General features: G+C 45.5%; 11 protein-coding genes. 3 read left to right on the plus strand and 8 right to left on the minus strand.

Going from position 1 to position 12,732, the window contains the following annotated elements:
* Positions 1-9 precede the first annotated feature (9 nt).
* From ACZ5TN_RS09115 to ACZ5TN_RS09130, 4 genes are read right to left on the minus strand one after another with little or no spacing between them, the layout of a single operon-like run.
* On the minus strand, positions 10-669 hold the full coding sequence (locus ACZ5TN_RS09115) for a hypothetical protein (RefSeq protein ID WP_464916568.1): 660 nt from the start codon (positions 667-669) through the stop codon (positions 10-12).
* Positions 669-1,745, minus strand: coding sequence for a glycosyltransferase family 4 protein (locus ACZ5TN_RS09120; protein ID WP_464916569.1), 1,077 nt, complete (start codon positions 1,743-1,745; stop codon positions 669-671). The genes ACZ5TN_RS09115 and ACZ5TN_RS09120 overlap by 1 nt, the downstream gene beginning before the upstream one ends.
* The gene (locus ACZ5TN_RS09125) at positions 1,687-2,466 is read right to left on the minus strand and encodes a glycosyltransferase family 2 protein (RefSeq protein ID WP_464916570.1); all 780 of its coding nucleotides are present in this window, start codon (positions 2,464-2,466) and stop codon (positions 1,687-1,689) included. Before ACZ5TN_RS09125 ends, ACZ5TN_RS09120 begins: the two co-directional genes overlap by 59 nt.
* Positions 2,429-3,652: an oligosaccharide flippase family protein gene (locus ACZ5TN_RS09130; RefSeq protein WP_464916571.1), complete on the minus strand. Its 1,224-nt coding sequence runs from the start codon at positions 3,650-3,652 to the stop codon at positions 2,429-2,431. The genes ACZ5TN_RS09125 and ACZ5TN_RS09130 overlap by 38 nt, the downstream gene beginning before the upstream one ends.
* Before the next feature lie 263 nt (positions 3,653-3,915).
* Between ACZ5TN_RS09130 and ACZ5TN_RS09135 the strand changes: the two genes are divergently transcribed.
* A complete protein-coding gene (locus ACZ5TN_RS09135) occupies positions 3,916-6,216 on the plus strand; it encodes an oligosaccharyl transferase, STT3 subunit (protein WP_464916572.1) in 2,301 nt (766 codons plus the stop codon).
* Positions 6,217-6,238: 22 nt separating this feature from the next.
* Here ACZ5TN_RS09135 and ACZ5TN_RS09140 read toward each other — a convergent pair whose 3' ends face one another.
* Genes ACZ5TN_RS09140 through ACZ5TN_RS09150 form a run of 3 tightly spaced genes read right to left on the minus strand, consistent with a single transcriptional unit; the run spans position 6,239 to position 8,993 of the window.
* On the minus strand, positions 6,239-7,123 hold the full coding sequence (locus ACZ5TN_RS09140) for a glycosyltransferase (protein ID WP_011250668.1): 885 nt from the start codon (positions 7,121-7,123) through the stop codon (positions 6,239-6,241).
* Positions 7,120-7,809, minus strand: a complete 690-nt coding sequence (locus ACZ5TN_RS09145) for an IspD/TarI family cytidylyltransferase (RefSeq protein WP_011250667.1) — start codon at positions 7,807-7,809, stop codon at positions 7,120-7,122. Before ACZ5TN_RS09145 ends, ACZ5TN_RS09140 begins: the two co-directional genes overlap by 4 nt.
* Positions 7,806-8,993 (minus strand): CDP-glycerol glycerophosphotransferase family protein, encoded by a 1,188-nt coding sequence (locus tag ACZ5TN_RS09150; RefSeq protein WP_232500645.1) that lies wholly within the window; start codon positions 8,991-8,993, stop codon positions 7,806-7,808. Before ACZ5TN_RS09150 ends, ACZ5TN_RS09145 begins: the two co-directional genes overlap by 4 nt.
* Before the next feature lie 69 nt (positions 8,994-9,062).
* Here ACZ5TN_RS09150 and ACZ5TN_RS09155 point away from each other — a divergent pair, with 69 nt between their 5' ends.
* Positions 9,063-10,034: a glycosyltransferase family 2 protein gene (locus tag ACZ5TN_RS09155; RefSeq protein WP_464916573.1), complete on the plus strand. Its 972-nt coding sequence runs from the start codon at positions 9,063-9,065 to the stop codon at positions 10,032-10,034.
* Complete coding sequence (locus ACZ5TN_RS09160; protein WP_464916574.1) at positions 10,031-11,104, plus strand: glycosyltransferase family 4 protein; 1,074 nt, start codon at positions 10,031-10,033, stop codon at positions 11,102-11,104. Before ACZ5TN_RS09155 ends, ACZ5TN_RS09160 begins: the two co-directional genes overlap by 4 nt.
* A gap of 355 nt (positions 11,105-11,459) precedes the next feature.
* Here the strand turns inward: ACZ5TN_RS09160 and ACZ5TN_RS09165 are convergent, their stop codons facing one another.
* Entirely contained in the window at positions 11,460-12,707 is a 1,248-nt protein-coding gene (locus ACZ5TN_RS09165; protein WP_464916575.1) for a flippase, read from the minus strand.
* Between the last annotated feature and the right edge of the window lie 25 nt (positions 12,708-12,732).

A 12,732-nucleotide genomic window follows, 5' to 3' on the forward strand; every position in this document is an offset into this window, starting at 1 on the left:
TTTCTTAGTTTATACTTTTCCGAGACCCAAAACCCAACTATAGTATAAATCTACTGCAATGTTCGTTAATTTAACGAAAGTATCCAGCTTTCCTTTTGTCATTTTGTTCTCTTCAAATACAATTTCCAAATCATTGATTTTATATTTTACATTTTTATCAGCAATTCCATTGTTGTGAACGATAATGTTTCTCATATCTATCAAACAATCCCAACTTTCTTTTTGTTTTTTATTGATCAGTCCTCTTTTATAGGACTCAGAGATTATTTTACTTAAATAAATTCTTCTATTTTTACTCTTTTGTTCCTGATACCATGAATGCAAAGGATGTCTTTTATCTTTAATTGTTTCTTTCGCACAGTATTCAATAGCTGATAAACTTTTAATAAACAAACATTTTGTGGCCTCTATGATTCTTTCCGCATTTTCTTTTCTGGCTCTTTCGAGATCTTCATCCATTCTTGGAACCTCTAACCCGAGTATTTTGGGATTCTCCCATATCATCTTGTAGAAATTTAGTAGTTCAAGCGTTGCTACAGCATAGTTATGTATCATGCCAAAACATCCTGCTTTTATACAATTACCTCTTTCCGATTTGTTGCTAATCTCATCCTGATATTTTGCACATTTATCTTTGAGACCTAATAGTTGTTCTAATAATTTATCCATTATCTTACCACCACTCCCAAAACTCTCTCAAACTTCTCCGCACTCTCATCCCAGCTGAACCTTTTGGCCCACTTTAAAGCGTTTTCACTTAATCTCCTTTTGAGTTCTTCATCTTCGTGCAATACTCTAAGGGCCTCGCTCATTGCCTTGGGGTTTGGATCACACAGTAAGCCGTTGTATCTATGCTTTATTGAGTCCCTGAGTCCAGGAACGTTATAACCGATTGCTGGGGTTCCCAGGGCATTGGCCTCGATCACGACCCTCCCCCAGCCCTCTCTTATTCCTGGAACCAACAATACGTGGGCTTTTTTCATGAGTTCAATTTTTTCTTTCTCAGGGATGAACCCCTTGAATTCGATGTTTCCATTATTATGTCTTTTTTTAAGCTTTTCCATAAGTTCGCCTCTGCCAACAATCCACATTTTTCCCTTATTGAGCATTTTAAAGGCTATCACGGCGTCTTCGGGCTTTTTAGTTGGGGTCAACCTGCCAACGAATAAAGCGGTAAACTCGTCTTCCTTTTCGGGGACCTTCTCTAAAATATTTCTATCCAATCCATTGTAAACTATCTCAATATCTTTAAATCCGAGCTTTTCTAGGTCGTTCCTCGTGGATTCGGAGACAGTTATTGTTTTAACATTGACGTAATGCTTTAACCAGTAGGGTTCTAGGATGTGCTTCCCAAGGGTATTGATCGGAAACGGTGTCTTATAATCCCAAAACTCAACTGCCAATTGGTGTATCAGCGCTATTATTGGCTTATCAACGTATTTTGGAGTTAGAAATGGCCGGGTGTTTATCTCATCTATTACTACATCAAAATCGTTTTTGTTATCCCTGTAGAACCTCTTTGCGTGGGAATACACCGTATCAAAGAGACCAACTATTTTTCCGCTTCTGACTATTTTGACACCATCAATTTCGTCCTCCTTTTCAGCTCCATTAAAATACGAAGTGAAGAGGGTAACTTCATATCCTTTTTCAACTAATCTTTTTGCAATCTCATGAGTATAAACCTCAGCTCCCCCTGCTTCGGGGTGTCTTATATCCTTCCAGTTGAGCCATAGTATCCTCATTTTTATCACCATTGTAGTAATGCAAGATGTTTTTTCTGTAAACTATTGCTGCAGTGTCCAAAAACATTCTTGCTATTGCCCTATAGTTTATGGAGGAGTTAAAACTCTTATGTTCAATCTTAATCGGCAGTTCATAAATCTTGTATCCATACATATTTATCACGGTTAAAAGTTCAACATCAAAGGCGTACTTCTTGACTAGGACTTTGGAAAATGCCTTTTCCAAGACTTCTCTCTTAAACACCTTGAGTCCAACCTGAGTATCGCTAACGTCCAGCTTAAGCAGTAATTTAACGAGCGTTCTGTACCAGATGCTGAATAGCCTTCTTTTCTCAGAGTACCTCACCCTAGCTCCTGGAAGGTATTTTGAACCTATAACAACGTCATATCCATTTTGAAGAAACTTTATGAACCTCTTTATTTGGGAAGGAGGAATATCCAAATCTGCATCGAAGAACACGATTATCTCACCGTTGCTCTTTTCGAAGCCCTTTTTTAGAGCGTACCCTTTTCCCCGGTTCTTTGAATAGCTCACTAGTTGGACGTTCCTAAATGACTCGCAGAGTTCCCTTGCGACTTCGGGGGTATTGTCCCTGGATCCATCGTTGATTATGATTATTTCGTAGTCTAGCCCTTTTAACTCTTTCATGGTTTCTATAACTGCCTTTCTAAGGTTTTCCCCCTCATTGTAAGCGGGCATCAGTATTGATATCTTGGGCATTATTTTGCCTCCAAATAGATATAAACAGCACAATGGGTATTAAGGCACTTACGCCGATTAACATGTCTATAATCGTAGAAATGTTCTTACTTCCAATGGATAGCATGACTATCTCAGTTGTCAGCAGTCCAAGTAGGTAAAGAAAAATATCTGTCTTGCCTATTGACAGGGAATAATTAACCATTACGCTCGCCAACGAAAAGAACATCATCGCCAGCCCGTATCTCCACAGATACGGGGCGACATTGAGATATTTTGCCCCATAAATGATTTTGATAATGAACTCCGGAAACAGGGCGTAGGCCAAAACTATTCCCCCTGAAATCAGGAGTGTCAGGCCCATTCCCCTCAGCAGCACTTGGAAGTGTTCCTCCCCCTTCTCGTGCTTTTCGGCGGCCTTGGGGAATATGACCATCCCAATCGCTCCGGGTGCAAAAAGGACAATCTTTCCCAGCGCAGAGATGGCGGAATACTGCCCCGCCTCCAAGGGGGACAAGTAGTGCTTGACCAAAATAACGTCGATATTCCACATTGTTGTGTACGCAAGAACTGCGAGAAACGCGAGACCGCTGTATGAGAGGATGTCTCGAATTTCAAGGTCCCCTGTTTCCCTATACTGGAACAGATCCTTTAGAAACATTAGTGTTAAGAAAAACGCCCCCACGTGTGCCAAAAATATCCCTAGTAGACCTCCAAAAACTCCGTAGCCGAGTGCAACCAGGGAAACACCGAAGAGCACCTTAAGGAACGCCCAGGAAGACGTGCTCAGCCCCAACGCCGAGAACCTCTGCATACCCCTTAAGGCTCCCTGGTATATGGGGAGAACCATTGAGAGGGGAAGCGATGCAAACAAAACCAGCAAAAGTGTGTTGTCCTCAATCTGGAGAAAACTGGAAAACATGGGGGAGATTAGGGCTATCAACCCGAACAACAGGACACCGAAGAGTCCCAGGACTTTCGTCCCCTTAATTATGATCGATTTTATCTTTCCGTATTCCTCTCTTGCCCAGTAAACTGCCGTAAATTTGGTTATGGAAGTGTTTATGGTTGTTGAAAACACGGAGAATATGTAGAACAGGGACAACAGGCTGAAAAGTTCACCGTATTCCTGGGGGGAGAGCATTCTTCCCATTAGGAGCTGGTAGAGGTAATTAAAGAAGTTGGAGAGTGTGACCGCGACCATCATGATAAGGGCGTCCCGATAGAAGTCTTGTTTCCAGATGTGAAAGATTTGAACGGGCCTGCTGGCCATGCTATTAATCTCACCGTGCCACTGTGGAGCGAGAGTTTTTATAAATATTACTACTATGTTATTAGCTTAAATGCATACTGCTTACCTTATCTTGTAGCGTCCGAATCCATAGTAGTTAAGTCTATGCGCTCGGTGGGAATGTGATGGAAAAAGGTTTAAACATGATAACGAGTTGATACAACGGGAGGTAAGAAACAATGGATTTCAATAAAATCTTCAGGCCAAAAATCGCACTCCCCATGATAACGGCCGTTGCCTTGATTCTCAGGTTAATCCCCATAAGGTTCAGATATCTCTTAGGCTACGACCCTTATTTCCACCTCGCTTACATAGAGGAGGCCCTAAAAGCGGGCAAGTGGCTCAATTTTTTCACAATCGCAAACGGACCTTGGGGCTTTCAGATGAGGACATTTCACCCCCTCGGCCTGTGGGCAACGCCCGCTTATGTTTACAAACTCCTGAAGATCTTTGGCCTTTCCCTCTACAATGCTTTTAGGATAACGCCCGTCATCTTCGGGATCTTGACGATAGCCGTGTTCTATTGGGCCCTGCTGAAACTCTACGATGAAAAGCGGGCCTTTTTTGCTTCGCTCTTTCTAGCGGTTAGCTTCGGCCACGTCTTTCGCTCAATGGCCGGCTACTACCGCGGCGATAACTACATGCTCTTCTGGTATTCTATTTCGCTTCTCGGAATCGCCTACGCGTTTTCTATGAGGGAGAAGCTTGAACACAAAAGCTTTGTCTTCTATGCCGTACCGGCCCTCGCAAGCGGCTTTGCGGCGGCTTTCTGGCAGGCTTACTACCCGATTTTCGTGTTTCTCCTGGCCAGCGCGGTCTTTCTGGGAGTCGGGGATTTTCTCCTCGGTAGGGACAGGTACATCCTCGACGGGATACTCCTAACAGTCTCCACGGCGATTGGCGCCCTTATTGCGAACTACCTTGGGGCCAGGGTTGGCTATGGCATGCTCGGGTACGACAGGTGGTTGAGTAAAACGGTCGCCGAAAAGCTGTCCCTGGAACTCACCACGGTAAGGGACGCCTACCTGCTCTTCCATCTTAAGTACCTGGTCCCCCTCGCCCTGGCTGGACTCCTGGCCCTCCTCGCGCTCTCGAAGTTCATCAGGGACAAAAGGCTGAGGACCCTGACAGTCCTGGTGTTCGGTGCTCTCGCCGTTTACCTCCTCTTCGCGAGGTTTGAAGGGCTGAAAGACCTCTCAACTGGCTTTGGAATATTCAATGAATGGCCAATATCCGAGACCCGCCCGTCGACCTTCCACGACCTCTGGAGCGCGTTTGCCGTTGGTCTTTTCCTCGCCCCCCTCTTTTTCCTCCGGTTCAGGCCCGGGAAAGTCAGAGTTCAGGACTTCATGCTCCTCGGGCTTGTCCTTCCCAGCCTCTACATGATCAAGACCTGGACGAGGTTTCTATTCATAGGTTCTATGGGAGTTGCCTTAATGGCAGGAATCGGGTTGTTGGAGCTTTATGAAATTCTGCCGCGCTTTGAGGGGAGAAAAGGACTCGCCGTTGCACTTGGGCTTCTCCTCTTCGTCCCCGCCGTTGACACTGCAATCGGTTTCGAGAAGGTCGCGGCAGTGGAGCCGTTTATGAACGAGCACTGGGAGAGGGCGTTAACGTGGCTCGGCGAGAACTCGAACGAAAACGATATCGTTCTTGCCTGGTGGGACTACGGAACGTGGGTTACCTATTATGCCAGACGCGCACCAGTCGCTGAGCTAGCCCCCAATACAGGTGTGGCCCTGTATTACCTCGGCAAGCGCGATGAGAACTGGGCGATGGGCCTTGGCGTCGACTACGTTATCGTCTCCTATTACGACTTTCTGAAGTTTGGAACGATAGTCGACACCGCGATGATGTGCTCGAGGTGCAACGTGAGTGAAAACTACGGCCTCGTTGTCCTGCCCATGGTTTCTTCAGCGGGGGCGCTGGTGTTCAGGAACTCGGGCTACACGGTCGTTGCAAGACCTGGCGAAAAATGGGACGTGAAGATAAGCGTCAGCGGCCATGTCTTTGGACCGCGGGAGGTCTACGTCGAGTACGGAGATAAGATTATAAAACCGAACATAACGCCGTCCGAATCTGGGGCTTACCTTTACATCAACCTCAACTACAACTACGCGATCCTCATGAACGGGGAGGCCTTCAACACTAACCTGGCGAGGCTCTTCATAAAGCCAGATGGGCCCTATGAGCTGGTTTACTCTGATGGAGGGATCATAAAAATCCTGAGGCTTAAGCACCCGAACGTTGTCGTTGAGAGAAGGGGTGGCGAGACACTCCTTCAGTTCGAGAACGCAACCGGGACGAGACTCGGAATCTGGGGCTTCCTCGACAACGGCACGAAGGTCTTTGAGAAGTGGTACAACGTCGAAGGGCTGAAAGAGTTTGAGCTGCCGGCGGAGGTCAACGGAACGGTGATAAGGTACGCCTATGCCGAGGGCGAGAAAATCTTGGACAGGGGTGTGTTTAGAAGGGACTGATTTTTCTCTTTTTAAACTCTCTCTAAAGCCTCCCCAAAAACTTGAGGATGTATATCCTGGTTCTCACATCCAGGAATGAGGATAAGATATCCCGAATGTTGCCACGCATCACTGGGTTCAACCTGAACGCCTCCAGTACTTCCCTCGCACCGCTCCTATCCCCACTGAAGAGTTTCAAAACCCCAATTTGGAGAAGATGGTAGCTCAGAATCCTGGGATCATGTCTTATATCTCCGTGGGCATCGATCATCCTGTACCGCCCCGAGAGATACTTGGAAAATGAGAACTGGCCGGAGTGGATGGAGTAGTCAACCAGGGGCTCATCTATCGCCCCAAAGCGGCAAACCTTGGCCATCCTCAGCCACATGTCCCAGTCCTCGCAGGTCACGAAGTCCTCCCTGAATAGGCCCGCCTTCTTGAAGCATTCCCGTTTAACCATTATCGTGGATGTTCCGGTTATGTTGTCCTTTAGGAGATGTCCATAAACGTCTCCGCTCGCTTTCGGATGCTTTATCCCCAGAACTTTGTCCCGTTCTAAGTAGTAATACGTGAAGGCGGTATAGACAAGCCCGTAATTCGAGGGAAGCTCCCCGAAGGCCTCAAGCTGCAGTTCTAGCTTGTCCTTTCTCCATCTGTCGTCATCGTCGAGGAAGGCAATGAAATCTCCACGGGCCTTTAAGACACCGATGTTGCGGGCGTTCGCTATGCCCTTCCCACGCTGGGGGATGTACCTGAGCCTTCCGTCGCCGTAGGAACGCACAAGCTCCTTCGTTGATTCGCTCCGGGCACCGTCTATGATCAGGATCTCAAAATCGTCGAAGGTCTGGTTTAGGACGCTCTCTATGGCCCTTCTCAGGAGCCTATCCCTGCCGTAAGTTGGGATGACAACCGAGACCCTGGGCCTCAACGCTGCTCCTCCAGCACTTTTATCAGGGTCCTCGCGATCTCAACGTCTTCCCTGAAGGTAATCTTCAGGTTGAAGCAGTTACAATGTAGCACGTGGACGTTGAATCCCGCCTCCATCGCGAGAAGGATGTCGTGGGGAATCTCGTTCAGGATTCCCCGTGATAGTGCCGTCTCAAGAGTCTTCTTCAGGGCATCGTAGCGGTATCCTGTGGGAGCCTCTCCCATGGCGTATCTCGAACGGTCGTGGATTCTCTTTACCTTTCCATTATCCAGCTCTATTAGGTTCCCGGTTATTGGGTTCACGGTTGTTACCACATCCATCTCGTCCAGGAGGTCTATTATTTTCTCAAAAACCCACCTGGGTGTGAATGGTCTTACGGCATCGTGGACTATAACCTTGGTCTCTCCCGGTGGAACTTCCTTAAATCCGTTGTACATTGATTCGTTCCTAGTCTTCCCCCCTATCGTGACCGTTTCTATCTTTGGAAAGCTTTCCGCCAGTTCCAGGGCCGTGTCCATGAATTGAGGATTGGAGACGAGGATTAGCCTGTCTATGCCTCCGACTTTTGACACGTTTTCCAACGTGTACTCTATTATCATTTTCTCCTCGATCCTGTAGTACTGTTTGGGGAGGCCGAGGTTTGCCCGTTTTCCGATTCCGCCCGCGAGAAGGATAAGGGTTGTCATTCAAATTCCCCCTTTATTATGTGTTTGTAAACCCTCTCCGAAGATTTATTGTCCTGCCCAACTTCGTAAAGGAGGTTTTTGATAGTTTCCCTCCACTCTGCATCTATCTGGGGATCGTCTATGTACTCTCTCAGGCTCCTTTTGAGGTCTTCGACAGTTTCGGGCTTCTTCCCAGGAGCAAAAAATTCATACGGCAAGAGAAAGCCGCTTTTTTGCTCCAATGCTTCCCTATCTGGCAAGTAGAATACAATTGGCCTGTTCAGGAGTATGTAGTCCTCAAAGATGCTTGAGTAATCGGTTATCAGGATATCAAACGCCCCCATGATGTCGTTTATGTTGAGAAGGTGTGACTGAAGCGGTTCGTCTGTGAGGAGAACAACGTTCGAACTTACTTTTACTTTGGATTTTACCGCCTCAGCCACTAGTTTGTGGGGCTTTATGACGAGCAGGATGTTCTCCTCTCTTATGAACTCGATGAAGTCTCTCCGAAAGAGGCTCTCAACAGCCCTGACGCTGGCCTCAAAGTCTTTCAGGTAGCTGGTATACCTGTAAGTTGGTGCGTAGAGAACAACGCCATCATAGGCCTCCACATCAATTCCCAGTATTGACGAGAGCGTGTCTTTTGAGTCCTTCATGTGGTCAAAGAGGCCGTCGTTTCTGGGCTGTCCGAGGATTCTGAACTTCCGGGGGTTTATCATGAACTGCCTCACGAACGAACCGACGACAAGTTCCGAGGTTGTTACGAAGTCAGTCGTCCACCTGTCCATGTAGAGGTAGAGATCCCTGATGCCTAGGGGATGTTCGTAGCCGGTCTTCTTGCCCGGAAGTCCGTGCCAGAGCTGGATTACCCTTTGACCTAAATGGGGCGTCACGGGTAGAACATCAGTAGTGATGATGAATTTGGCTCTCAAAAGCTCTTTTAGGCCCTTAATTGAGTAGAGAGGCACAGTTTTCGCTTCAGAATACCTTCCCTTGAGGACCTTAACGGATGGAGAGCTTGGATTATTCAGGAGCCAGACCAGCTCGTAATCATTGGTCTTTCTGGAAACGTACTTAAAGAGTGCTAGGGCATTGTCAGATACGTCGGGAGTTGAGTAGAAGAGGAGTTTGTTTTCGTCTTTTGGAATAACGTTTGCCAGTGAAAGGAGTCTGGAGGCTATCAGCTGTTTGGTTACTCTGTCCATTCTCACCCTCGCCAGGATAAATGCCCTAAAACTTTTAACCATTGTCCCCCAGCTATATTTGGGAAATGCATGGCTAAGGTATCAATCATCGTTCCCGTCTACAACACGCGAGACTACGTTCCAAGGCTTCTTAGTTCGATAGAGAAGCAGACCTACGAGGACTGGGAGCTTATACTCGTTGACGACAACTCAGATGATGGCACTTACGAGCTTTTGCTTGACTTTAAAGATAAACATCCTGATAGGGTTGAAGTTCTAAGGACGCCAAAGCGAAGGAGTGGCGTTTCTGTCGGTAGAAATATGGGTATTGAGGTTGCTTCTGGTAGATACATAGCTTTCATAGACAGCGACGATTGGTGGAGCGAGAGTTTTCTTGAAGATACGGTGAGCCATATAAAGGGTTTTGGTGGCGTCTCAACTGAATACTACGATGTTTTCGAGGAAACTGGAAAGAAAATCCACGTTAGAGCTTCAAAACACGGCGAACTGTCTTGGAAGGATGTCCTTATGCTCAAAGCGAGGTTTGGTGTTGGTAGCTCTCTTTTGAGAGCAGACATAATCAATGATTACGGCTTGCGGTTTCCAGAAAACATTCGCTACTCGGAGGACGCATACTTTTTCACTTTGTATCTGTCATTGATTGAGAAGGTGTATTCTGTTCCGAAACCTGACTTCTACCACCTTGTAAGGAGAAGCTCGGCTGTCCAAAGCAAAAGCAAAACCCCAGAAGAGAAGATTAGGGGAACGCTTGAAGCTTACAATAAGCTCTGTCTAAGAGTCAAAGAAGTGTCAGGCAAACATCGTGAGGTCTGCGACGTTGTTGCAAGGCAGTTGAGACCTTTTAGCTTTATGACCTACATCACAATCGTGTCGGATACTTACGGTAGGAAGGAAGCACGTAAGCTGTTTTGGAAATACTTTGACTACATCAAAACTTACAGGCCAGTTAGGTCTCATTCATCATATTTGACGTTGATATGGATTGTTGATTTGTTCGTTCCTATTAGGCCACTTTTGAGAAAAATGGTGAGTAAAAAATGAAAATATACGTCCACGGATGCGGCACAGTGGGTGGTGCCGAAAGAGTCATGCTAAAAGTTGCAGAGGTTCTTACTGAGCTTAAGGAAAAATATGATCTGTATCTCATCTGTTCATATGTGGGGGATGTCCCCTGCGTGTCATGTGATGAGATGATAACACTTCCAATGCTAAATGGTCTTGGCAGTATAAATGAGCTTGCACAGAAGTTAGCTACATTAAGAAAATACAGAGATGTTGATATAATTTTTGCACACACATCCCTTTTACCGGTAAAGAAGCCTGTAAAAGTCATGATAGATGGTAGAGATTGGGATAAGTTCTTTAAATTTTATCTGAACTGGAGAGGAAAGTTGCTGAACTATCCACTCAAAAAGATTCGTGATTTATATGTTTCTATGCCCAATACATTGATCCTTCTACTCAATAAAAACAGTTTTCAGTATTATGGACGGAGAAATTCAAATATACGCCATATTTCAAATGGTATTGATGATGATGTCAAGAAGTTATACCAAAGGAAATTTCGGCGTAGGTGGGATTTTATCTACGTAGGGAGGTTTAGTGAAGAAAAAAATCCCCAGCTTGTGATTGATACTTTTAAAGACAAACCTTATAGGGGTTTAATGGTTGGAGCTGACAAAGAATATACTGTTGTGGGAAATATAGTAGTCAAAGCATTTTCCCCACGTAAAGATGTACTGAGGATGATGAAAGAGTCTAAGGTATTGATTTTGCCGTCTCGTCATGAAGTTTTTCCATTAGTTTTATTGGAGGCTCTTGCCCTCGGAGTGCCGTCTATCGTGAGTGATAGCATCCAGACAGAGATTTCGCGGTATACAATTCCATTCAGGTGTTGTGACAAAAGGGATCTCTATGAGACCTTCCTCTATGTTATGGAAAATTACCCCTATTACGAAAAAAGATACAGGAAAATATCCAGACTAATCCTTAAAAAGTATGACTGGGACGAGATACTCAAAAAAGCTCTTACTACAATTTTGGAAACCTACAAGTCAGAGAAAAATAAACAAACTTTGGACAAATCATGCAAGGTCAGTTGGATTGACTAAGCCTCTTAGAGCCCTGTTGTTTTTAAATTATCCGTATGGCGGATTCAGTCAATAACATAAGGGCGGTTTAAACAAGTAGAACAGTCTGACTTCTCAATAGCTTTGTAAATGGCTATTCATCAAGAAACGCAATGTATTGTTCATGCGTATTTTTAATCTTATAGTTTCTAGCCTGTAATACGTTAGAGCCAAGAAGTTCAAGATTCTTACTCTGTTGTCATCGAGAGGTAGTCTATGGGGCTATTATTGGCCATCATATGATCTCAGAATCCTGACAAAAGTTTAATTCGAAACACTAAACAACATGCTTCAACAGTTTTCTCTTTCTTTGATGGTCTGAATAATAACTGAGACCTTAGGCACCGTTATATTTCCCGTTTTTTATTCCTACTCTAAAACTTAAAACACTTGCTATCCCCTGACTAACCACCGTCGCCATCGCGGCTCCTCTTGCTCCATAATTCAGTATCAAGAAATAGTTCAGCACAACGTTCAGCAACGCAGTGAATCCCGTTATCTTGGTAAACGTTAGTTCTCTCTCCGTTGCATTCAAAAAGCTCCCAAATAGCGAGTTTAAGAACATAAATGGAACCGCAAAGGCCAAGATTCTGAGCATAGGAACGCTTGCCAGGAAACCTTCTCCGAACACAAGTATAGTTCCCCACCTTGCAAAAACGTAGTACCCTATCGTTCCCAGAATGCCCAAACCGCTCAAAATCCGAGAGCTCTTCTTCAGTAAGATCTCAAGGGTTTTTCGATCCTCTTGCCACAGCCTTGCCATTGAGGGCATAGTCGTCGGGACAACAATATTCGGAACAAATAGGGAAACTTCGATTAGAGTATAAGCTGCCCGGTATATTCCGGTCTCGTAGTCTCCCCTCATTAGGCTTAGCATCACCATGTCAGTGCGGTAGTAGATCAGCGTAAATAATCCGATGAACCAGAAGGGGTAGGACTTCTTGAGAAGGGAGAGCCATTTTTGGGGCTCAAAATGGATGCGGATTTCTCTAACGAATCTTTTACCCCATTTTATCCTCAAAAGTTCCCTTAGGACGTATCCAATGAGAAGTGTGATTATAAATGGTGAGAGAGATCTGCAAACATAGAGAACGGTTCCTCCTATAAAAAACGCCCAGATTCTCTCAATAGTTCTTGCAATAGCTTCATATTTAGTAACTTCATGGGCATACATCATGTTCACAAATACATACGCTATCCATCCTAGCACTGCCTCAGCTCCAGCAAGTACAATCAAAACCTTCATCCATTCCGGCTTTGGGAGCTGGAGGGTTAGGGCAACAATTATCCCAAAATTGATCAGCGCTAGTGCAATCTTAAGCCCAAGCACATCGGGAAGAAGCTCTTCAGCCTTACTTCTATCCCTCGCAACCTCACGCATGAAGTAGTAGCCAACTCCGAGATCAGAGAATATCCCCAGAAGTCCAACATAGTAGAAGATGAACGAGTACTGGCCAAGTCCCTCCGGGCCGAGGGTTCTGCTCAGGATGACTATTACCCCATAGGCCAGGAGTTTCGAAATGACCTCGGCCCCGAAGAGCCAGCCAGCATTTTTAATGAGTCTCAGCTTAAGGCTTTCGGTCATGGCGACCCTTCAGTAGGGAAAGGAA

The organism is Thermococcus sp. JCM 11816, assembly GCF_055396515.1.